This window comes from Winogradskyella sp. SM1960, from assembly GCF_020179375.1.
In the GTDB taxonomy this organism is placed as follows: domain Bacteria; phylum Bacteroidota; class Bacteroidia; order Flavobacteriales; family Flavobacteriaceae; genus Winogradskyella; species Winogradskyella marina.
This window is the reverse complement of the sequence record NZ_JAICBG010000001.1, coordinates 315,303-336,761: the sequence shown is the minus strand read 5'-3', so window position 1 is coordinate 336,761 and position 21,459 is coordinate 315,303. Positions and strand designations below refer to the sequence as shown.

The window sequence follows — 21,459 nt, the reverse complement described above, 5'->3', positions numbered from 1 at the left end:
ACACAAATTAATGAAGTAAAAAGTACTTTTGATGCTCAATCACAACGATTATTAATTCATTTGATAATCGTTAAAATACGGTTATCAGATTTTAAAATTAAAAGGGGTTTACTTGTCGCGTAAATAAGTACTTACTTCTATTGCGACATCTTCCCAGGTTTTACTCACTCCGTCAGCACCTTTGTGCAGATCAAAGCAAACTTTATTTAAAGACTCTAAAGCCCCTAATGCGTCCCAATCTTCAAGATTCATGGTAGCTTTCATACTTACACGTCTTTCATCTGTAATATTTACTTCTAACGGTAGGTCTTTAGTAACGCCATTCATTGTAACTTCGGCAGAATAGGCCTCGTTAGCATATTTAATTTTTCCTGTTAAAAATTCAGGATTTAGCATCACACCAAAAAATGAGTTCTTTAGCTTTTCATCTCTAATATCATCCATAGTAAATAAACTACTTACAGGAATAGAAAACTCTAAGTTATTTAAAGCAGCTTCTGGTGTCGCACCTTCTTTGTCTTCAAAATTGAGCGTTGCAAATTCACCAGCTACGGGAACTTTGTCGGTTGTTTTATAAGCTGTCCATTTTACATTGGTAGCTTCAGACTTAACAATATATTTAATAGTGTTCTCTGTAGTTTCTTTAGTATCGGCTTCTTTTTTTTCTTGTTTACAAGATGAAAGAACTAAGCTAATAGAGATTAAAAGTGATAAGAATTTTATGCTTTTCATGATTTGTTTATTTTGAGTAAAATTAATGATATAACTGTATTAATGCAAGTAACACGTACGAGTTAACCAGAAATTTTTAACCTGTATGATATAAATCATGTTTTAAGAGTAACGATACGGTTACTTTTGCCTCTAAACTTATAGTTATGAGCCAACCCTTAATTACTAAATACAACGTTGCAGGTCCTCGTTATACGAGTTACCCAACGGTTCCGTATTGGAACTTAGAGTCGTTTTCGTTGGCAAACTGGAAAGCATCTCTACAGCGTGCTTTTAAAGAAAGTAACGCTACCGAAGGTTTAAGTTTGTACATTCACTTGCCTTTTTGCGAAAGTTTGTGCACTTTTTGTGGTTGCCATAAGCGTATTACAAAACGGCACAGTGTAGAATCTCCATACATACAAGCGGTTTTAAAAGAATGGAGTTTGTACTTGGCATTATTAGAAACAAAACCAATAATAAAAGAATTACACCTTGGTGGAGGTACACCAACCTTTTTCTCAGCAGAGAACCTTAATATATTAATTTCTGGACTTTTAGAAAACGCTGAACTCGCTGAAGGTTACGAATTTAGTTTTGAAGGCCATCCCAATAATACGACAGAAGCACATCTTAAAACCTTATATGATTTAGGGTTTAGACGTGTGAGTTATGGCGTTCAGGATTATAACCTTAGCATACAAAAAGCCATTAATAGAATTCAACCTTTTGAAAACGTAAAACGGGCTACAGATTTGGCGCGTAACATTGGTTACACCTCTGTTGGGCACGATATTATTTTTGGTTTACCGTTTCAGACCGAAGCAGATGTTATTGAAACCATTGAGAAAACAAAAGCCTTAATGCCAGACCGTATTGCATTTTATAGCTATGCGCATGTGCCATGGATAAAAGGAAATGGACAACGTGGTTTTAGTGAGGCCGATTTGCCAACACCAGCATCTAAACGTCAACAATACGAAACAGGCAAACAACATTTTGAAGCTGCAGGGTATGTTGAAATTGGTATGGATCATTTTGCCCTAAAAAGCGATTCACTATATAAAGCGATGGAAAATAAAACTTTGCATCGTAATTTTATGGGGTATACGGCTTCTAAAACACAAGCTATGATTGGTTTGGGAGTGTCTTCTATTAGCGATAGTTGGTATGGTTTTGCTCAGAATGTAAAATCGAATACGGAGTATTATCGTTTGTTAGAGCAGGATATCATTCCGGTGTTTAAAGGTCATATTTTAAATACGGAAGACCTTATCATTAGAAAACACATCTTAAATCTGATGTGTAATTTTGAAACGGCTTGGACAGATGACGCCTTAGTATTTAAAGAATTACCAGAAGTACTCATAAAACTAAAAGAATTTGAATCGGATGGCTTACTACAATTTGGATCAAAACACGTTGTTGTCACCGAAAAAGGGAAAGCCTTTATTAGAAATATATGTATGGCTTTCGATTTGTTATTACAACGCAAAAAACCTGAAACTCAATTGTTTTCAATGACCATTTAATATCGAAAAAAAATGAAAAAAATAATCGTACCTGTAGACTTTTCAGAACATTCAGAATTTGCGCTTGAAGCTGCAGCAGGTTTAGCACAGAAATTTGAGTCTGAACTCATTGTGTTACATATGTTAGAATTGTCTAATGCTGTTATTTCATCTGCAAGCGAAGCATTAAATCAAGAAGCTATTTTCTATTTAAAATTAGCCGAACAAAAGTTTGAATCGTTTTTAGATAAACCGTATTTAAAAGATGTTAATGTGATACCAATTGTGAAGCATTTTAAAGTTTGGAGCGAGATCAATAAAGTAGCAGAAGAGCAAAATGCCGATTTAATAGTTATGGGGTCACAAGGGGCTAGCGGCATAAAAGAAGTGTTAATTGGTTCTAATACTCAAAAAGTAGTAAGGTTTTCAGATATTCCGGTTTTGGTTATTAAGCATAATCCTATTCTATTAGATTTTGAAAATGGTGTTTTTGCCAGTGATTTTACAGAAGAAGCAATTCCGCCTTATTTAAAAGCAAAAGAAACGTTTGAAGCACTTGGTATTTCTATGCATTTGGTATATGTAAACTCACCCGATGGCAATTTTAGAAGTTCTTCGGAAATAGATAAACGTGTCTCTCACTTTTTAGAAAAGGCAGATGGTGATTTAAGACATTTAGAAGACATTAATATTGTTTCAGATTATTCTATAGAAGCTGGTATTCTAAATTTTGCTAATGTTATTGGAGCAGATTTAATTGCTGTCGCTACACATGGTAGAAAAGGATTATCTAATTTTTTTGAAGGTAGTGTGTCAGAGGATATTGCAAATCATTCGACCTTACCTGTGATGACATTTAAGATATAGTAGTCGATATTATTGGTTAGTTAGTGTTTATAATATCGCCTAAACGAACGTCAAAGGTTTTTTCTTTGGCGTTTTTTATTTATCTCATTAAACGTCTAAATTCTTGATCTTGTTCAGCATTGAGTTTTAAATCTTCTTTCATTTGAGAAGCTGAAGGTTTTAGCATTACTAAATACGCTAGAAGCACAGCAGAAATAATTAAATAGATGAGATTTGAAGTCATTAAAAATATAACAATACCAAAAAACGCTGGTGCTTCAATCATTGCATATTGTATAAGTTTAGAAGTTTGTAAGTGAATTAATTTGTCTTGAATTGCAGGTTTTTCTTGAACCTGATTTAGGTTTTTTTGAAGAATAGTAACACTTAAAACGGCTGCAGCAATAGCAAATACAGGAACTAGATAAAGGAAAATATCATTAGCGTCAGATACATTTAAAAAGGCGTTTTCTGCAGTGAAGAACGTTACAGTACCAAATAAAAGTATAGTTGCGCAGAACGCAATATGTATAAACGTTATGTTTTTAAAAACACTTTTAGGACTTAGTGGTTGGTTATTTGTGGTCATTATTAAATTGATTGGACAACTAAAATAAAACAAAAGCTTTAATAGTCTAAATAAAAATTAAAAACCCCTTGATTTTAAAAACGATACCCAATTCTTAAATGTAGGTTTATAGCGAAACCATCAGAATCACTTAAATAGACGTTTTCTTCTTTAATATAGTGTATATATCCTAAGCCTATACCAGTTTCATAAGTGAAATGTTTACCGACGTTACGTCGTATTCCCCAAGTAGGAATAATAGAAATATCACTAATAAAATTCAAATTATTAGCGACAGAATTAATAACGATATCTGGATGATATGTGGTTTTTATAGCAATAAAATTACCGCTATTACCATCTATTCGTCGCGATTTGGATACGCGTTTATTAAGGTTGTAGTACCAACGCGGTTCAAAAGTAATTGCTGGTACCAAGACAAAACCACTACTTCCAATAAAGCTGTTACTATAAAAACCTGCATCTATACCCAGTTCAGAGCGTAAGGCTATAGAATTTGAAAGTTTAGATTCGTTATGTCCCCAAAATCCTAAAAATCCAAATTGGATGCCATAAGTAGATTGTTCTACACTAGCATCTTGTGCAGTAGCTGTTAAAATAGATAGACTGAAAATGAATAATAAGAGGCTTGTTTTCATGGTTATATCGTTGTAATTGGTCCGTAGCGAATATATCAATAATTAGACCACTTTGTAGGAAATCTTTTATATTTTAATGACACTCAATAGCGCTTGCTGCTGTTTCAACAATTGGAGCAGGAGAGAGGTAGGGTATGCCCAAGCCTAAGCCACGAAGAATAAATAACACTCCTATAACTACGACAAAAACAGGAATCGCTTTTTGAATGCGTTGTTTTATAGTACTGTTAAGAAACTTACCTAAATAAATAGCAGTGGTCATTAACGGAATTGTTCCTATCCCAAATAAAACCATGTAAAAACTGCCTTCAGCTAAACTGCCTGTGGCAACAGCGCCAAATACCGCCATATACACTAAGCCACATGGTAAAAATCCGTTGAGAAAACCAATAGTTAAAAACGTATCTGCTGTTTTCTTTTTTAAAGCTGAACCTAAGGATGATTTTACTTTAGAAATAATTTTATATAATGGTTTTGTAAGCGTGAATTTTCCTGTGATGTTTTGTGGTAAAAGCACAATGATAATCATTAAAACCCCAACAACAATAGACAATTGTTGTTGTAGCCCAAACAATGAAAAGCTTTTGCCCAGTAAGCCAAAAACCAATCCTATTATACTGTAAGCTAAAATCCGACCAAAATGGTAAATAGCAATCTGACTGACTTTTTTAAGAGAGTTTGAGCGATCTACAGGTAACATAAATGCAATAGGACCACACATGCCAACACAGTGTAAACTTCCTAATAATCCTAATATGAATGCTGATGCTAACATGTATTTTTCTCTATTGGAATGCTTTCGATAATTATTGGAAAAAGTCCTATTTATAGGGTTTTGGTTAAACGTCCTCTCGACTCAGCTCGAAAAGACAACAAGGTAGTTTAATAGGTGATTTCAGTTTTATAGATATAAGATTCGGTGTTGTATGTCCAATCTACAGTAATGTTCCATCGACCACCTAATAAACGTTTGTCAGGTATGAGCAAATTGTGGTTAGATAATGAAATTGGTATTTCAAAATCAAATTGCTTATTAGATGGCCTGTATAGGAACACTTTACCTTCTATGTTTTTAAAATCAATATCCTTAGGAAAGACGAGGTTTATACCGTCTTCTGTTTTTTTCCAAGTGATATTTGTTTTTAATGTTTTTGAATGTTCTTCTTTATTTAAGTCTTCTTGAAACTCTAATTCTTGTCCATAGTAATCTTCTGTTACTAAATCAAAATCATATTTAGCATCTGTACTCATTGTGATAATAAAGTACATGATAAAGCTAATGAATGCTACAAATGCGATAACTATTCCTGTTCCCCAATTTATTTTCATGGCAAATTTTATTTTGATTACCTGAACTTGTTTCAGGATCTTATATTTTAATATTAACAGTCACACTGTGCACAGTGGATGTGTCTTTTTTAAACCTACATGGTTTTTGATTCCGGTAGCTATCGAAACTTGCAGGATTAATAAATTATGTTTTCTGTTCAGACCTGCTAGGTGAATACTATAAAAGGCTTCAACGTTATGCTTTTAACTTCAATCTTCATGCTAAGTTAATTATAACTACGTGGTCCTAAAAAGTTGACCGTTGTGGTTTCAATTAACTCGTCTTTACTATAGACCTCTAGAGTTAATTTGTTTTTGTCGCCAGATAAATCACCTTGATCAATTTCGATAAACAAAGTACCTTCTGCTAAGTCTTGTGCTGGAACCATAAAATTATTTGTGACACCTACTATCTTAATTGTTCCATCGAATTTTCTTAGTTTAAAACTAATGTCGTTGATGTCTCTAGTGGTTTTGTTAACCAATTTATACGTGTAAACGTTACTTATAATAGTGCCTTCTTTGTGTTCGTATAATTGGCCAGGAAGTTTAAGTACAGTAGCTTCAACATCATTTCTTAATAATAGTAAGCCAGAAAATAATCCGATTAGAATGGTTAAAACGGCTATATAGCCTTTCATTCTTGCGGTTAGTTTAAACTTTTCTTTCTTTTCTATTTCATCTTCACTAGCATAACGAATTAATCCTTTTGGCAGATTAATACTTTCCATAATATGGTCGCACTCATCAATACACGCAGTACAATTAACACACTCTAATTGTGTACCGTTCCTAATATCAATTCCGGTAGGACATACATTTACACATTGCAAACAGTCAATACAGTCACCATGTCCTAAAGCTTCGCGATCTTCGTTTTTTCTAAATTTCTTTCTGCCGTTTTCTGCTTCACCACGTTTATGGTCGTAAGCGACAACGATAGATTTATTATCTAAAAGTACACTTTGTAATCTGCCATAAGGACAAGCAATAATACAGACTTGTTCTCTAAACCAGGCAAATACAAAATAGAAGACTGCCGTAAAAATCAGCAGTGGAAAAAGTGTGCCTAAATGATCTAACGGATTACCAGTAATGTAGCTTATTAGCTTATCACTGCCTATTAAATACGCCAAAAACACATTAGCAATTACAAACGAAATAATTAAAAATATGAACCACTTAAATCCTTTTTTTCTGATTTTTTCAGCGTTCCACTCTTGTTTATCTAATTTTCGTTGTTTGTTTCTGTCTCCTTCTATCCAATACTCAATACGACGAAAAACCATTTCCATAAAAATGGTCTGCGGACAAATCCATCCACAAAACACACGTCCAAAACTCACCGTAAATAGCGCAATAAATACAACGCCAATAAGCATTGAAATCACAACTAAATAGAAATCCTGAGGCCAAAACGGTAATCCAAAAACGTTAAAGCGTCGTTCAAGAATATTTAGTAATAAAAACTGATTTCCATTTACTTTTATAAACGGTGCCGCCAATAAAAACGCGAGTAAGCCATAACTAACGTATTTACGGTATTTGTAAAGTTTACCACTAGGTTTTTTAGGGTAAACCCAAGCGCGTTTACCGTCTTCGGTTAATGTGCCAATGGTGTCTCTAAACGACTCGTTATTTGGTGTTTCCACGTGGTTTTAATTTTATTAGGCAATTATTCTTCTTTCCAAATTTCGCCTTCTGCCTCTTTAGGCTTTTCGGGTGTTGTACCTTGGAATTGTAATACATAACTGGATACTTGCGCCATTTCTACTGGTTTTAAATCATTCTTCCATGGCACCATTCCTTTTCCAGCTCGTCCTCCTTCAGACACTGTATTAAATACATTTTTTATACCTCCTCCTAAAATCCAATATTCATCTGTTAGGTTTGGACCAATTCCGCCACCACCATCTGGCATGTGGCATGCTACACAGTTATTTTCAAAAATTGCTTTACCAGCATTTAAATCTGATTCTTCCGTTAATAGCTCAACAGTGTTAACATCTACTAAATTTTTAGCTGTTTTTTTGTATTCTTCAATGGCTATTTTAGCCTCTGCTAATTCGGTTTGTAACTCGTCATACTGATTATCTCCATCAAAGATTTCATATTTCACTAAATAGATTGCGGCAAAAATAATAGACGCGTAAAACCCATAAAGCCACCATGGCGGAAGATCGTTATCTAATTCTTTAATACCATCATAATTGTGGTCGAGAATAATTTCATGTTCTTCTTGAATAGGTTTTGAACCTAAAGATTTTTTATACGTTTCTTTTATCCAGGCAACAACTTTAGATTCTTCATTAGCTTTAGCATCATAACGTGCTTTACCTGCCTCATCTAAACTTTGATAAAGAATATTTTTTAATGATCCTGAAATAGCTTCGATTGCAATTAATACAAGTAGTATTAACAATAGAAACAACAAAACTACGGGTTGTTCTATAAAAGCTGGCTGGTCACCAGATTCTACAAAATATTCTACTAATAATACGAGGGTAAAAAATACAACAGGTACTCTTAACCAAGATGGAATAGTGTTTCTCATAGTTCTGTTTCGTTTTGGTTATCTAATTCTAATGGTATATTGCTGACTTTATTGATGTAATCTTTTTTAGCAGTGAAAACCCACCAAAAAAGGATGACGAAAAAGCCAAAAAATATAAGTAATGATATAATTGGGAATACTTCTATTCCAGAAATACTGTCCATATGGTTTTTTACAAATTTTAGCATAATTCTAATTTTGAGGTGTTTCTAGATCTGTAACTTTAATATCTGTTCCTAAACGTTGTAAGTATGCAATTAAGGCTACAATTTCTCGATTACGCATTTCAACAAAATCATCACCACCAGCAGCTTTATCAGCTTCATAGGCTTCTACAAAATCGGGATCAGTATAAAGGTTTTCTTCAATTTGAGTCCCTTGTTCTAACATGTGTTGCTGTGCATTAGCAATCTCATCTTCTGTGTATGGAACTCCTAAGTTGACCATCACTTCCATTTTTTCCTCAGTTTGCGATTTATCTAATGGATTTCTTATTAGCCATTGGTACGTAGGCATAATAGAATTTTGATTCATGGCCTGAGGATCATACATGTGGTTAAAGTGCCATGTGTCTGAATACTTTTCGCCGATTCGATGTAAATCTGGTCCTGTACGTTTACTTCCCCAAAGGAATGGATGATCGTAAACAAACTCACCGGCTTTAGAATACTCTCCGTAGCGCTCTACTTCACTTCTAAACGGACGTACCATTTGAGAGTGACAACCGACACAACCTTCTCTTATATAGATATCTCTACCTTCTAATTCTAGAGGTGTATAAGGTTTTACACTCGATAATGTAGGAATATTAGATTTTACCATTATCGTTGGTACAATTTGTACGATACCACCAATTAAAATAGCAATGGTTGCATAAATTGTTAACTTTATTGGCTTACGTTCTAAAACGGTATGCCATCCTTCACCTGCAGCTCTGTGTTTTGATACACGTTTTAATGCTGGTGCTTCTGCTAATTCATCTTCTACCGCACTTCCTTTTCTAATGGTAACGTAAACATTGTATATAAGAATTAACATACCTGCAATGTATAAGGTTCCACCTATGGCACGCATCCAGTACATTGGCATAATTTCCGTTACAGTTTCTAAGAAGTTACCGTATTTTAAGGTTCCTGCTGGGTCAAATTGCTTCCACATAGTTGCTTGTGTAAAGCCAGCAACATATAATGGTAAGGCGTAGAATATAATACCTAAGGTGCCAATCCAAAAGTGGAGATTCGCTAATTTAGTTGAGTATAATTTTGTTTTTACTAGTCTTGGAATTAACCAATAAATCATACCAAAGGCTAAGAAGCCATTCCAAGCTAAGGCACCAACGTGTACGTGTGCAATAATCCAGTCGGTAAAGTGACCAATCGCATTTACGTTTTTAAGCGATAGAAGTGGCCCTTCAAAAGTCGCCATACCATAACCAGTTAATGCGACAACCATAAACTTTAAAACAGGGTCAGTACGTACTTTATCCCAAGCACCACGCAAGGTTAAAAGTCCGTTTATCATACCTCCCCAAGATGGCATTAGTAGCATTACTGAAAATGCAACACCTAAGTTTTGAGCCCATTCTGGTAAGGCTGTATATAATAAGTGGTGAGGTCCTGCCCAGATATAGATAAAGATTAATGACCAGAAGTGAATAATAGATAATCTATAAGAATAAACGGGTCTGTTGGCTGCTTTAGGAACAAAATAATACATTAGTCCTAAAAACGGTGTTGTTAAAAAGAAGGCAACCGCATTATGGCCATACCACCATTGCACTAAGGCATCTTGTACACCTGCGTAAACAGAATAACTTTTCATGCCAGTAAGACTCACTGGAAGCGCTAAACTATTAAAAATATGAAGTACCGCAACGGTTACAAAAGTTGCAAGATAAAACCAAAGCGCCACATATAAATGACGTTGTCTTCGTTTTACCATGGTTCCTATTAAATTCCATCCAAAAACGACCCAAACAACAGCAATAGCTATATCAATTGGCCATTCTAATTCGGCATATTCTTTAGAAGTAGAGTATCCTAATGGTAAGGTAATTGCAGCAGCAACAATAATAGCTTGCCAACCCCAAAAGTTTATTTTACTCAACACATCGTTATACATTCTTGCTTTTAGCAATCGTTGTGTAGAGTAGTAAACACCAGCAAAAATGGCATTTCCAACAAAAGCAAAAATAACAGCGTTAGTGTGTAATGGTCTTAATCGACCAAAACTTAACCATGAGACACCTCCTGGAAAAATTTCATCGATCATGTTTGGGAAAACAAACATAAATGCTAGTAGTAATCCTACAGCCATACCTATTACACCCCAAAATATTGTAGCATATAGGAAATTTTTTACGATCTTATTATCGTAATAGAATTGTTGTACTTCCATAGTAATTAATTGGACTTGTTAGTTTTAATCTTTGGTTTTGGTTCTTCTTTTACTAGTTCGTCTTCAAAAAGCATGCGTACTGATGGTGTGTAGTCATCATCATATTGACCCGACTTTACTGCCAAAATAAAAAGCACAAAGAAAGTAACGCCAATAACGACGCTAACGGATAATAAAATATAAATAACACTCATACCTACTGAAGTTATGGCTCAAAGGTAGTGCTGAGCCTATTTTTAAAACATGACATTTGTCATATTTTGTTATTTTGATTCATTCTAATCGTTTACCTAAAAGGTTTGTGGCGATTGTTGTAAATATAACAATACTAATTGAACTCAAAGGCATTAATATTGCCGCAACTACAGGTTCTAACTGTCCTGTTGTAGCAAAATATAACCCTATTATATTATAAAAAAACGACAATACAAAGCTCCACTTAATAATTTTTATAGCTGATTTTGAAGCTGAGATGTATGAAAATAATTGTTCAAATTTTGAAGCATCTAAAATAGCATCGCAAGCTGGTGAAAACACATTGACATCTTCAGAAATAGCAATACCAACTTCACTCTGAGCCAATGCTCCAGCATCATTTAATCCGTCACCAATCATGAGTACTTTGGCACCTTCAGATTGATGATATTTTATAAAATCGAGTTTATCCTCGGGTTTTTGATTAAAGATTAATTTGGTTTTTGCTGGTAATAGTTTTGTTAGGTTCTCACGCTCTCCTTCATTATCTCCAGATAAAATAACCAAATCAAATTGCTGCTTTAATTGATTAAACAATTTTGAAACTCCTTTTCTGTAACTGTTGTAAAAGGTGAATTTCCCTTTATAAACATCATTGCTACTGACATGTACAGTTGTATTTAGAACGGCATTTTCATCAGGATTACCAACAAAACTTGCCGAACCGATTTTCATGTTTAGGTTGTTGTGCTTTACTTCAATACCTTTTCCTATGTGTTCTTCAAAAGTATCTAATGTAATAATGTTGTTTTCTTTTAAAATGTCATATAAGGTTCTGCTTAAAGGATGGTTAGAACCACGAAGCGAATTCTTTAAAACGAGATTTTCAGAATCTGAAAGCGATGCACCATCATATTCAGCATTACTATTTTTATTGGAAGTAATGGTGCCGGTTTTATCAAAAATCACTGTGTTTATTTGTGCTAACTGTTCTATTACTGTAGCATTTTTGACATAGAACTTTTGTTTGCCAAAAATCCGTAATAGATTACCAAATGTAAAAGGTGCAGACAATGCAATAGCACAAGGACACGCAATTATTAACACTGCTGTAAATACATTCATGGCTTTACTCGGATCTACAAGCAACCAAAATGTCGTAGCAATGGCAGCAATGGTTAAAATAGTAATTGTAAAATGTTTACTGATGGTATTTGTTATATTGGTAAAGCCATCCTCTTTATTTTTGTTGAATACATCGTTGCTCCAAAGTTGTGTAAGGTAACTTTGCTCAACCGATTTAAGAGCTTCCATTTCAATAACTCCGTTGGTTTGTTTCCCTCCTGCAAACAGCTTATCTCCAGATTGTTTTGAGATGGTTTGCGATTCTCCTGTAACAAAACTGTAATCGATTTTCCCTTTTCCATTAATAAGAATACCATCTACAGGAATTAATTCTTCATTCCGAATTAAAATACGGTCTCCTTTTTCTATATCGTAAACCTGAATGGAGTTTTCGTGACCGTTGTTATCTATTTTAGTAATAGCAATTGGAAAGTAAGACTTATAATCGCGTTCAAAAGATAGGAAGTTGTAGGTTTTTTGTTGGAAGAATTTTCCAGTTAATAGAAAGAAAATTAAGCCAGCTAAACTGTCAAAAAATCCAGAACCAATATCGAACATAATTTCGATAGTACTTCTAATAAACAATACTGCAACACCTAAGGCAATAGGCACATCAATATTTAAAAGCTTTGCTTTTAAACCTTTATATGCCGATATAAAATAATCTTGAGCCGAGTAAAAAACAATTGGTAAAGACATGGCAAACATTAACCATCGAAAGAAAGGTTTGTATTGTTCTAACCAAAACTCATTGACCTCAAAATACTCTGGAAATGATAAAAACATAATATTACCAAAGCCAAAGGCCGCCACACCAAGTTTATAAATTAAACTGCGATTTATATGTTTTTTACCAGAATTAAAATCGTCTAAGCTTATATACGGTTCATAGCCAATGGAACTCAATAATAAGACTACGGCTTTTAAGTTGGTTGCATCAGAATTATAAGTAACTCTTACGGTTTTCTTGCCAAAATTAACTTGAGAATCTGAAATATTTGGATTGAGTTTGTTGAGGTTTTCAAGAATCCAAATACAAGAACTACAATGAATATGCGGAATGTAAAGCGTTGCAACTTCAATAGAACCATCTCTAAATTCGGTTAGCTTCTCGATAATATTTTCTTGAGAAAGGAAATCGTATTTACCTTCTATTTCCTTAGGAATGGCTCCTGGTGAATTTTGTAGATCGTAATAACAGGTTAAGTCATTTTCGTTGAAAATTTCGAAAACAGTTTTACAACCATTACAGCAGAATGATTTCTCCTGAAATGAAATGACATGATTACCGCAGTCGTCACCACAGTGAAAACAACTTTCGTTTTTCATTCTTAATATGCTCTTATTTACCTGACAAATATTTTAAACTTCAAAATAAGAATAAATTAATTGTGAAGCTTAATTTTATGTCACAAAAGTCATAAAACTACTTATTAAAATATATGATATTTGTCATGTTTTAAGTAACTTTGAATTTAAGAGTTTTATACTATGAGCACGTGCCAACAATGTATTATTAAACAGTTTAACGCTTTAAGAGCTTTAGGAAAAGATGACTTAATTCGAATATCTGGTTGTAAAACTTCAAAATACATCACTAAGGGTGAAGTTTTATTTAGAGAAGGTGAAAGTATTAATGGTGTGTACTGTATAAAAGACGGTATTTGTAAGTTAACAAAGTTGAGTGCTAATGGTAAAGACCAAATAGTAAAACTCGTTGTTACAGGTGATTTATTAGGCCAACGCTCATTGGTGTCGGATGAGAAATCTAACCTTACAGCTATTGCTGTAAATGATATGGAAGTTTGTTTTATTCCTAAACGTGAAATTCTTCACGATTTAACTAGAAATGCTAGTTTTTCTTTAGATATGCTACAAGAAATGGCTAAAGAACTAAGAATTGCAGACAATATCATTGTAGATATGGCTCAAAAATCTGTAAGACAACGTTTAGCGGATTTACTACTTTATTTACATACCACGTTTGATGTTGATGAAGGTGGTTTTTTAAGCGTTATATTATCTCGAGAAGATTACGCTAATCTTGTAGGAACAGCAACGGAATCTGCCATTAGAATTTTATCGCAATTTAAAAAAGAAGGGTTGATTTCTACGACCGGAAAACAAATAAAAGTTGTTGATTTTGATGGTTTAAAACGTGTTGAGTAATTACCTAACACCTCGACTTTTGATGTTAGCATCACATAGTTTAATAATCTCCTCGATTCTTTTTTGTTTTGTTTGTTCGCGTTTGGCTTGGTTTAACCAATATAAATAACTTTTTCTATAACTAGGTGCAAAGTTGAGGTAATTGCTATAGGCGTTTTTATTTTTATTAAATGCTTTTTGGAGGTTTTCTGGAATAATGCCCTTTTCTACAGTATCTAAAGCCGTCCAGCTGCCATTTTCTTTAGCAATCTTAATGGATTGAATACCTTTTGGGTGCATTAAATTGTCTTTTTGTAGCTCCTTAATGTAAGTTTTGTTTACCGCACTCCAAACACTTTTAGGGTTTCTAGGACAGAAGTATTGTCTCCGTTTTCCGTTTCCGAGACTTTTTACTGTAGAATCTATCCAACCATAACAAAGGGCTACTTTTACGGCTTCTTCCCATCGCATGGAATCATTTTCATGTTCTACTTTGAAGAAAATTAAGTATACTCCTGTTATGGAATCGTGGTTGTTGTGTAACCATTCTCGCCATTCGGCATCTGTTTTAAAATAGAGTTCAGGTAATTTCATTTGTTACATTTAAATACTGTCATGTCGAACGTTACCGAGAAATTTCAAATAATACAATCGAAGTTTAAAATATTTACTGAACGGCAATTTTAACCAACCTTGTACGTCTTGTTCTTTTCCCGAGAAAACGGAATCTTTTGTTTTAAAACCTGATAGGTCTTTTCTATAGTTTAGTTGCGTAAACGTAAAAATCACGATCAATGGTAATCTCATCAGCATTAATCGTTTTAGTCTGCCATTCCGCTTTAGGAAACAACCATTGCGTTTTTCCATCAATGTCAACTTGAATTGGCATGTCAAAGTCACTGACAATATCTGTCCAACGGTATTTTAACTCACCGTTATCAATTGTATATTCTAAAGTGGGAATTTTAGTGGTTCTTAAATACTGATTAAAAAATGCGCTTAAATCAATACCTGTGTGTTTACTGAGGTAATCTTCAATCTGTTTTGTAGTCACTGTTTGATGATAGAATTCAGAATTTAAACCACGAAAGATTTGTCTCCATTGATCGTCATCTTCAACTAATTGACGAAGTGTATGAAGTAAATTTGCACCTTTGTAATACATATCGCTAGAGCCTTCGTTGTTAACGTTGTAATGACCAATTAAAGGCTTATCGTTTTGAATGTTTTTTCGCGTGCCAATCACGTAATCGGCAGAAGCTTTTTTACCGTAATAATAGTCGAGAAAAAGATTTTCTGAGTAGGAGGTAAAGCCTTCATGAATCCACATATCTGCAATGTCTTTATTGGTAATATTATTGGCGAACCACTCATGGCCAGCTTCGTGGATAATGATAAAATCGAATTTTAAACCCCAACCTGTGCCAGATAAATCGCTTCCTAAGTACCCTTGTTTATACTGATTGCCATACGTTACTGAACTTTGATGCTCCATACCTAAATAAGGGACTTCAACGAGTTTAAAACTGTCCTCATAAAATGGATATGGACCAAACCAATGCTCAAACGCTTCCATCATTTTTGGTGCGTCTTTAAAGTGTTCTTTTGCGAGTTCTAGATGATCTTTTAAGACCCAATAATCCATATCTAAATCGCCTTTTTCACCTGTATAAACTTCAGAAAAATTAGCATAGTCACCAATATTTACATTCACACCATAATTGTTAATCGGATTATTAACAAACCAGTGCGATGTCACCGTGTTATTATCATTTTCAACTAGTTCTCTAAGTCGACCGTTAGAAACATTCATTAAACCCTTTGGATTTGTTACGCTGATGAGCATACTGTCTACTTCATCGTACATGTGATCTTTGTTTGGCCACCACACACTTGCACCTAATCCTTGACAAGACGTAGCTATAAAGTGTTTGCCGTTGTTGTCTTTTTTCCAAGAAAATCCACCATCCCAAGGTGCATTTTTAGCTTCTTTTGGTTCACCTTCATAGAATACTTCTACGGTATGGACTTCTCCAATATTCTGATTGGAAATAAGATTTATAAAGTATGCATTTCCATCTCGATTAAATGTTAGTGATTTTCCATATTGCATCACTTTGGTGATTTTTAATGGTTTCTGTAAATCGATTTGCATTACGGTATGAAGACTTAAAACTTTATAGGTAATTAGGTTTTTTCCAGAAATGTATTTCTCTTCAGGTTGTATGTCTACATCTAAATGATAATAGGTTAAATCCCACCATTCGCGTTCTGCAGTGATGCTTCCTCTTAGCGTGTCTTGTTTGGTGAACGTTTTCTTATTTTGAAGTAGTTGGGCCTGTAATGTTGAAAATGCCAGAACAAAAACTATGAGTAACTTGTTTTTCAATTTTTAGTGGTTTTTAATTTCAAATATTTAAAGAACATAAATCCTGCCAGTATTAAGTTTATTCCAAGAAAAATGGAACCAAAAACAATGAGGTCGTTCCAACCTTGTGTAATTCCATTAAATTCTGATAATTCTGAAAATAATGCTAATATTAAGACTAAGGAGAGGCAGAAAAATACAGATGAAATAATTAAGCCGAGTGTAATATTTTTCTTGATAATTTGATATATAAGAAGTGCCAATAGTCCAATGGCCATAGGATTTAAAGTATGAGCAGTTAAAGACCAATAATACAAAACTGAAATGATTAAGAACACTTCTGGAATGTAGAATATTAGTTTTTTAAACATATGTATAATATGGTTTTTTGATTCATACCTGAGCAGGATTGACAGAACTATTATCTTAAAATTTTATTCGGAAAAACCACAACACTTTCATGGCCATTAGCACTTACAGCCGCTATTCCAAAAAAAGAATTATCAATAACAATACCATCTAAAGTAAATTCAGTAATATCTTCAACATAGCGACTATGATCCCAAGTTGGAGAGGTGGTCGCTCTCCAGTATATTTTATAGCCTTTAGCACCTTCAACTTCCGTCCATTTTAATTTTGCAGATGCTTCAACAATACCTCCAATACTCACTTCAGTTGGTGACGGTGGAGCAGAGGCAAGGCTTGCCATAGTGATGGCATTTACTGCAGTTAATTTTTTACAATATGGAAAGTTAACATGCTCAAAAGTATCACCATAATCTATTCCATTTTCAGTTCTAATATCTTGATGTTGTTGTGTGTAATTTTCGTGCGCTTCCATAATTCTAATACCAGCAAAACCGGCATCATTAAAAGGTCTGTGATGTCCGCCGCGACCAAATCGATCTAAACGATAGACTAGCATCGGATTCATTTCAGGCATATACGTTTGAGTAGTTTCATATACATAGCGTGCTAACTGACGCGAAATACCATCAACCTCTCCACCATAAAAACGACGTGCTCTAGCTTGGCTTGCTAATGCTTCGGGATCTGTTTCAGCTGTTGTAATGGGTTCTGAGAAAATTCGGAAGGTTCTATTGTCAATCACTCCATCGACACCAGAAATATTTCCAATCATATCATTATTCAATACTCCAATAATGTCCCAATTATTCTCTTGGGCATATTTAGCTAATCCTTTTCCTCCAAATAAGCCTTGTTCTTCACCTGAAAGTCCAACGTAAATAATACTATTTTCAAATTGATATTGTGATAAAACACGTGCGGCTTCTAAGGCTCCTGCCATTCCGGTAGCATTGTCATTAGCACCTGGCGCATCTGATGTGAAATCAATAGGGTCTGAAACTCTAGAATCGATATCACCACTCATTATAATAAACCGATTGGGATATTTAGTGCCTTTTTGTATGGCAACCACATTAACGACCATAACATCTTTAACGATACGTTGATTTTCTCCTTTTTTGACTAAATCTTTCTGATAAAAAACGTCTAAACAGTTGTCGCAATCATTTGAAATGGTTTCAAATTCAGATTTTATCCAACGACGTGCGGCTCCAATACCTCTTGTATCTGAAATAGTATCACTTAATGTGTGTCTTGTTCCAAAATCGGCTAAAGTTTTAACATCTTGTTTTAAACGATGTTCTGAAACCGCATCAATTATATCGTAGATTTTTTGATCGGTTTGGGCATGTGATGTGAATGAGAACACAAGGACAATAAGGGCTAATAAATATTTCATAAGGTTTAATTTCTTAGTTTTAAAGTTCCGAAAATATTAGCATCTATCCAACCTCTATTTTTATCTTCACCTTCGACATAAAAAGAACCTATAAAGTTCTCTCGTGTTTTACTCGTATCATTATCGCAATAGGCTAGAGCGAATCCCATCACTTTGCCTACTTGTAACTTTAATGGTGTGTTTTTTGCATCATCTTTATAACTGTCATCAAAAATAGATATTTTTACTTCCCAAATAGATGTGTTTCCGGTTGTAATTCGTTTAGATTCGATATGAGAATTATAGAGTTTGCCCGTTTTTTTTGTTGACATATCTACCACATTTCCATCTAAAGCAATATGATAGGCAAAAGCATTATGGTTGTATTGATGCTCGCCACCACTATTGTCCTCGTCTATAAAAATCTCTAAACAATCGTCGTCCCACCATGCTTCTAATGGATCTGGATTATTATCTACAAGAACATCGTCCGTGATTTCAGCTAAAAGATAAAGACCGTCTTCTGCCCAAGATAATTTATAACGACCAGAAAAGTCATCTTCGGTATAAGGGTCACCAAGCCATAATTGATCTAAAGGTAACCAAACGGTATCAGACCAAATAGCATCATTTGCTTTGCCATCAATTATAGGTTTTACTTTTGCTTTTTTTACAATGTTCAGTTGATTGATGTGTTTTGGTTCTTTTACTTGCTTTTTATAATTAAATGTAACCGTTTCTGTTTTTCCGTTTTCTTCGATATCAACATGGACATTCATTTCGGTTGGACTTACTTTTTCGAACACCATACCTTCAAAAACCACTTTATTTTCTGTGATTTCTATTAATGGAAAATCAACGGTCTCATCTTTAGATTCCCAACCTTTTAAATCGGATCTAAAATGCTTTAATTGAAGTAATAATGTGTTTTCTACTTCTCGAATAACTTCGATTTCGTAAAAAGACACTCTGCCATCATTTATAAACTTAAAACTTGCCATCATACTGCCAGCCGAAGGTTCACTCCAAATTTCTTCTACTAGGCCTCCAAAAGCTTCGCCATGCCATGTACCCGAAATCCATGCGATGTTTTCTAGTTTTGGTTCTAAAACGTTTTGGGCTTGTGTTGCAGAGGTTAAAGAATAGGCGAGTAGCAGGATGAGTAGTTGTTTCATGTAGTGGTACTTAGTTGTAATGAATGGCTAGTTTTAATTGGTGAAAAAGTTATTTTATATAAGTGACAGCAGAAATCAATCCGTTTTCAATTTCATAAATCGCTACGGTATATTCAATGGTATCGTTTATAGTTGTTTTTATTTTGTCAATTACTTTGTTTCCAATTATTATTCTGTTTACAATTTCGGCATATAAATTGGGTGTTGTGTCTACTAAAGAAATATACTGATCGCGTAAAGCAGGTCTACCATCTATTGAGAGTTCATGCGGAAAATCATAAACCTTAACATCAGTAGAAAATGTTCTTCCATAGGGCTTCACATCTTTTTTATTATACATTTCTATTTGTTCATTTATTAAGACTTCTTGCTTCTTTTTTAATTTAGAATTTTCAATAAATGTCATTGTGGTTATTTCATCATCGTCTGTTTCATAAATGGTAACTTGTCTTTTTGTGGTATTATTAAGTGTAACAAGTTCTTCATCTATAACCACATTTTTTAATGTCATTCTATTTACAACCTTAACGCTTGATTTCTCGTTATTCTCATAAAATAATTTGTAATGTTCTATGAGGTTATCTCTACCATAATACATGATTTCAGCAGGAAAACTCTTTACAATAACATTGATATTAAAAGCGTTTGAAAATTCTTTTAAATTTCGATTGTTAAAAGGATCAATATGTTTGTCAACAATTTGTGCTGCATGCTCTTCAATTAATTGAAGTTTTGAATCCATAATACTTAATAGACTATAATCTTCTGCGACATCACCAGCAAGCAATAATTTTGAACCTTTTGAATTAACAGCTAGGCGTGTAATATTTTCAATACCATCATCAGATACATCTTTAACTTTTTTCCAATTATAATCCTTTTGAAGCGTTAGCTTATATAGCACACTCCCTTTACTCGATAGAAGAGTTTTGCTATTTAACCAACATATATCTTCTACACCTTTTATTGTGTTAGCGATAAGCTTTATCTCACCTGTTAAAGGATTAAGGGATTTAATTTGCCATAAATTACTATTCGATTTTGAAATGAAACTAACTAAGTTAGCGTTTGGAATTTTATGAAATGAACGCCCAACTTTAGAAGCGTATTTTTTATTGGTGCCATTTTTTATATCATGAACATATAAATTTAAATCGTCATTTTCTATGACAGCGGAAACAATTATGCTTTCATTGAACCATGTATAATAAGCCACCACGACATCTTTAATGAGTTCAGTGGATTCGCCTGTAATCATATCATAAGCATATAGACGTTGTTTTCCGTCTTTATCTAACCGAACGGCAGATACACCATTTTTATTCGGCATCTGTAATGGTGTGTATTCTCCTCCTTCTGTAGAACTGATCCATGTTTTAGAAAAATCTGATGTGTTGTATTTTAAAATATCTGTTTGTTCATTTTTTGTTGAAGCAAATAGAATAGTGTGATCATCTACAAACGAAGGCTGATTATCGTAGCCTTTATTGTTTGAAAGGTTTTTACCAGTATTGATTTCAATTTTTGAATGCTTAGTATTGATATCAAAAAGGAATATTTCGGTGTTGGATTGTGAAAAACTAAGAAATGGTATGAAGCATATAGAAATTAAGAGATAGCGCATAACGAATCATTTTTTTTTAAAGATAGAAATTTTGCGGATGATTTGCACCATTTAAATTTATTACTACATTTGTAGTATTAAAACTATATTTGTGGATATAAAACAGTTAAACAAATCCGAATTGCAGATTATGAAGTACTTATGGATGCTTGAAAAAGGATTCATGAAAGATATTGTTGAGAAATTTCCTGAGCCAAGACCAGCTTACACAACAATTTCAACATTATTAAAACGGATGACGGATAAAAATTATATTGGGTTTAACCGTTTGGGAAGAGACAAAGAATATTATCCAATTCTTAAAAAGAACGATTATTTTACAAAGCAAGTTAATGGAATGATTCAACATTTTTTTAACGATTCAAAAGCGCAATTCGCTTCGTTTTTTACTAAAAATGCTGATTTGTCAATGGAAGAACTACAAGAGCTTCAAGAATTATTAAATGAAAAAATGACTAAAAAGAAAGGTAAATGATGAGTTATTTTATGTATACAATTATTA

Annotated in this window: 21 protein-coding genes; 4 read left to right on the top strand and 17 right to left on the bottom strand. The window is 33.7% G+C overall.

The window, feature by feature from the left end; all coding sequences use genetic code 11:
- Positions 1–108 precede the first annotated feature (108 nt).
- Positions 109–732 carry a YceI family protein gene (locus K1X16_RS01555; protein ID WP_225034783.1) on the bottom strand — a complete coding sequence of 208 codons (624 nt, stop codon included), beginning with the start codon at positions 730–732 and terminating at the stop codon, positions 109–111.
- 146 nt (positions 733–878) lie between these two features.
- Between K1X16_RS01555 and hemN the strand changes: the two genes are divergently transcribed.
- A complete protein-coding gene (gene hemN / locus K1X16_RS01550; protein WP_225034782.1) occupies positions 879–2,243 on the top strand; it encodes an oxygen-independent coproporphyrinogen III oxidase in 1,365 nt (454 codons plus the stop codon).
- 12 nt (positions 2,244–2,255) lie between these two features.
- Positions 2,256–3,089 (top strand): universal stress protein, encoded by an 834-nt coding sequence (locus K1X16_RS01545; protein ID WP_225034781.1) that lies wholly within the window; start codon positions 2,256–2,258, stop codon positions 3,087–3,089.
- A gap of 79 nt (positions 3,090–3,168) precedes the next feature.
- On the opposite strand, the gene K1X16_RS01540 is transcribed toward K1X16_RS01545, so the two are convergent.
- The 10 genes from K1X16_RS01540 to K1X16_RS01495 form a co-directional block, all read right to left on the bottom strand.
- Entirely contained in the window at positions 3,169–3,657 is a 489-nt protein-coding gene (locus tag K1X16_RS01540; RefSeq protein ID WP_225034780.1) for a hypothetical protein, read from the bottom strand.
- A gap of 74 nt (positions 3,658–3,731) precedes the next feature.
- Entirely contained in the window at positions 3,732–4,295 is a 564-nt protein-coding gene (locus K1X16_RS01535) for a hypothetical protein (RefSeq protein ID WP_195870651.1), read from the bottom strand.
- Positions 4,296–4,368: 73 nt separating this feature from the next.
- On the bottom strand, positions 4,369–5,070 hold the full coding sequence (locus K1X16_RS01530; RefSeq protein WP_195870650.1) for a sulfite exporter TauE/SafE family protein: 702 nt from the start codon (positions 5,068–5,070) through the stop codon (positions 4,369–4,371).
- Between the two features lie 107 nt (positions 5,071–5,177).
- On the bottom strand, positions 5,178–5,624 hold the full coding sequence (locus K1X16_RS01525) for a FixH family protein (RefSeq protein WP_195870649.1): 447 nt from the start codon (positions 5,622–5,624) through the stop codon (positions 5,178–5,180).
- 227 nt (positions 5,625–5,851) lie between these two features.
- Complete coding sequence (gene ccoG / locus K1X16_RS01520; RefSeq protein WP_195870648.1) at positions 5,852–7,276, bottom strand: cytochrome c oxidase accessory protein CcoG; 1,425 nt, start codon at positions 7,274–7,276, stop codon at positions 5,852–5,854.
- 23 nt (positions 7,277–7,299) lie between these two features.
- Positions 7,300–8,178 carry a cbb3-type cytochrome c oxidase N-terminal domain-containing protein gene (locus tag K1X16_RS01515; protein ID WP_225034779.1) on the bottom strand — a complete coding sequence of 293 codons (879 nt, stop codon included), beginning with the start codon at positions 8,176–8,178 and terminating at the stop codon, positions 7,300–7,302.
- A complete protein-coding gene (locus tag K1X16_RS01510) occupies positions 8,175–8,366 on the bottom strand; it encodes a CcoQ/FixQ family Cbb3-type cytochrome c oxidase assembly chaperone (RefSeq protein ID WP_225034778.1) in 192 nt (63 codons plus the stop codon). Before K1X16_RS01510 ends, K1X16_RS01515 begins: the two co-directional genes overlap by 4 nt.
- Positions 8,367–8,370: 4 nt before the next feature.
- Positions 8,371–10,575, bottom strand: coding sequence for a cytochrome-c oxidase, cbb3-type subunit I (gene ccoN, locus K1X16_RS01505; protein ID WP_195870646.1), 2,205 nt, complete (start codon positions 10,573–10,575; stop codon positions 8,371–8,373).
- Between the two features lie 5 nt (positions 10,576–10,580).
- Positions 10,581–10,769, bottom strand: a complete 189-nt coding sequence (gene ccoS, locus K1X16_RS01500; protein ID WP_195870645.1) for a cbb3-type cytochrome oxidase assembly protein CcoS — start codon at positions 10,767–10,769, stop codon at positions 10,581–10,583.
- Between the two features lie 79 nt (positions 10,770–10,848).
- A complete protein-coding gene (locus K1X16_RS01495) occupies positions 10,849–13,224 on the bottom strand; it encodes a heavy metal translocating P-type ATPase (protein ID WP_225034777.1) in 2,376 nt (791 codons plus the stop codon).
- Positions 13,225–13,386: 162 nt separating this feature from the next.
- Between K1X16_RS01495 and K1X16_RS01490 the strand changes: the two genes are divergently transcribed.
- Positions 13,387–14,064, top strand: a complete 678-nt coding sequence (locus tag K1X16_RS01490; protein ID WP_225034776.1) for a Crp/Fnr family transcriptional regulator — start codon at positions 13,387–13,389, stop codon at positions 14,062–14,064.
- Here K1X16_RS01490 and K1X16_RS01485 read toward each other — a convergent pair whose 3' ends face one another.
- The 6 genes from K1X16_RS01485 to K1X16_RS01460 form a co-directional block, all read right to left on the bottom strand.
- The gene (locus K1X16_RS01485; protein ID WP_225034775.1) at positions 14,065–14,637 is read right to left on the bottom strand and encodes a YdeI/OmpD-associated family protein; all 573 of its coding nucleotides are present in this window, start codon (positions 14,635–14,637) and stop codon (positions 14,065–14,067) included.
- 163 nt (positions 14,638–14,800) lie between these two features.
- The gene (locus tag K1X16_RS01480) at positions 14,801–16,432 is read right to left on the bottom strand and encodes a M1 family metallopeptidase (RefSeq protein WP_225034774.1); all 1,632 of its coding nucleotides are present in this window, start codon (positions 16,430–16,432) and stop codon (positions 14,801–14,803) included.
- The gene (locus K1X16_RS01475; RefSeq protein WP_225034773.1) at positions 16,429–16,782 is read right to left on the bottom strand and encodes a hypothetical protein; all 354 of its coding nucleotides are present in this window, start codon (positions 16,780–16,782) and stop codon (positions 16,429–16,431) included. Before K1X16_RS01475 ends, K1X16_RS01480 begins: the two co-directional genes overlap by 4 nt.
- A 50-nt stretch (positions 16,783–16,832) precedes the next feature.
- On the bottom strand, positions 16,833–18,179 hold the full coding sequence (locus K1X16_RS01470) for a M28 family peptidase (RefSeq protein ID WP_225034772.1): 1,347 nt from the start codon (positions 18,177–18,179) through the stop codon (positions 16,833–16,835).
- Positions 18,180–18,184: 5 nt separating this feature from the next.
- Complete coding sequence (locus K1X16_RS01465) at positions 18,185–19,333, bottom strand: DUF6265 family protein (RefSeq protein ID WP_225034771.1); 1,149 nt, start codon at positions 19,331–19,333, stop codon at positions 18,185–18,187.
- A gap of 49 nt (positions 19,334–19,382) precedes the next feature.
- Positions 19,383–20,957, bottom strand: a complete 1,575-nt coding sequence (locus K1X16_RS01460) for a steroid delta-isomerase (protein ID WP_225034770.1) — start codon at positions 20,955–20,957, stop codon at positions 19,383–19,385.
- A 130-nt stretch (positions 20,958–21,087) separates the two neighbouring features.
- Between K1X16_RS01460 and K1X16_RS01455 the strand changes: the two genes are divergently transcribed.
- Positions 21,088–21,432: a BlaI/MecI/CopY family transcriptional regulator gene (locus tag K1X16_RS01455; RefSeq protein ID WP_230080237.1), complete on the top strand. Its 345-nt coding sequence runs from the start codon at positions 21,088–21,090 to the stop codon at positions 21,430–21,432.
- The last annotated feature ends 27 nt before the right edge of the window (positions 21,433–21,459 follow it).

Bases quoted from the DNA above. Each gene is read 5' to 3' on its own strand.
- hemN (WP_225034782.1), top strand. From the start codon at position 879: ATGAGCCAACCCTTAATTACTAAATACAACGTTGCAGGTCCTCGTTAT.
- K1X16_RS01525 (WP_195870649.1), bottom strand. From the start codon at position 5,624: ATGAAAATAAATTGGGGAACAGGAATAGTTATCGCATTTGTAGCATTC.
- ccoN (WP_195870646.1), bottom strand. From the start codon at position 10,575: ATGGAAGTACAACAATTCTATTACGATAATAAGATCGTAAAAAATTTC.
- K1X16_RS01495 (WP_225034777.1), bottom strand. From the start codon at position 13,224: ATGAAAAACGAAAGTTGTTTTCACTGTGGTGACGACTGCGGTAATCAT.
- K1X16_RS01530 (WP_195870650.1), bottom strand. From the start codon at position 5,070: ATGTTAGCATCAGCATTCATATTAGGATTATTAGGAAGTTTACACTGT.
- K1X16_RS01455 (WP_230080237.1), top strand. From the start codon at position 21,088: ATGAAGTACTTATGGATGCTTGAAAAAGGATTCATGAAAGATATTGTT.
- ccoS (WP_195870645.1), bottom strand. From the start codon at position 10,769: ATGAGTGTTATTTATATTTTATTATCCGTTAGCGTCGTTATTGGCGTT.
- K1X16_RS01510 (WP_225034778.1), bottom strand. From the start codon at position 8,366: ATGCTAAAATTTGTAAAAAACCATATGGACAGTATTTCTGGAATAGAA.
- K1X16_RS01515 (WP_225034779.1), bottom strand. From the start codon at position 8,178: ATGAGAAACACTATTCCATCTTGGTTAAGAGTACCTGTTGTATTTTTT.
- K1X16_RS01475 (WP_225034773.1), bottom strand. From the start codon at position 16,782: ATGTTTAAAAAACTAATATTCTACATTCCAGAAGTGTTCTTAATCATT.
- K1X16_RS01545 (WP_225034781.1), top strand. From the start codon at position 2,256: ATGAAAAAAATAATCGTACCTGTAGACTTTTCAGAACATTCAGAATTT.
- K1X16_RS01460 (WP_225034770.1), bottom strand. From the start codon at position 20,957: ATGCGCTATCTCTTAATTTCTATATGCTTCATACCATTTCTTAGTTTT.
- K1X16_RS01465 (WP_225034771.1), bottom strand. From the start codon at position 19,333: ATGAAACAACTACTCATCCTGCTACTCGCCTATTCTTTAACCTCTGCA.
- K1X16_RS01470 (WP_225034772.1), bottom strand. From the start codon at position 18,179: ATGAAATATTTATTAGCCCTTATTGTCCTTGTGTTCTCATTCACATCA.
- K1X16_RS01555 (WP_225034783.1), bottom strand. From the start codon at position 732: ATGAAAAGCATAAAATTCTTATCACTTTTAATCTCTATTAGCTTAGTT.
- K1X16_RS01490 (WP_225034776.1), top strand. From the start codon at position 13,387: ATGAGCACGTGCCAACAATGTATTATTAAACAGTTTAACGCTTTAAGA.
- K1X16_RS01540 (WP_225034780.1), bottom strand. From the start codon at position 3,657: ATGACCACAAATAACCAACCACTAAGTCCTAAAAGTGTTTTTAAAAAC.
- K1X16_RS01485 (WP_225034775.1), bottom strand. From the start codon at position 14,637: ATGAAATTACCTGAACTCTATTTTAAAACAGATGCCGAATGGCGAGAA.
- K1X16_RS01535 (WP_195870651.1), bottom strand. From the start codon at position 4,295: ATGAAAACAAGCCTCTTATTATTCATTTTCAGTCTATCTATTTTAACA.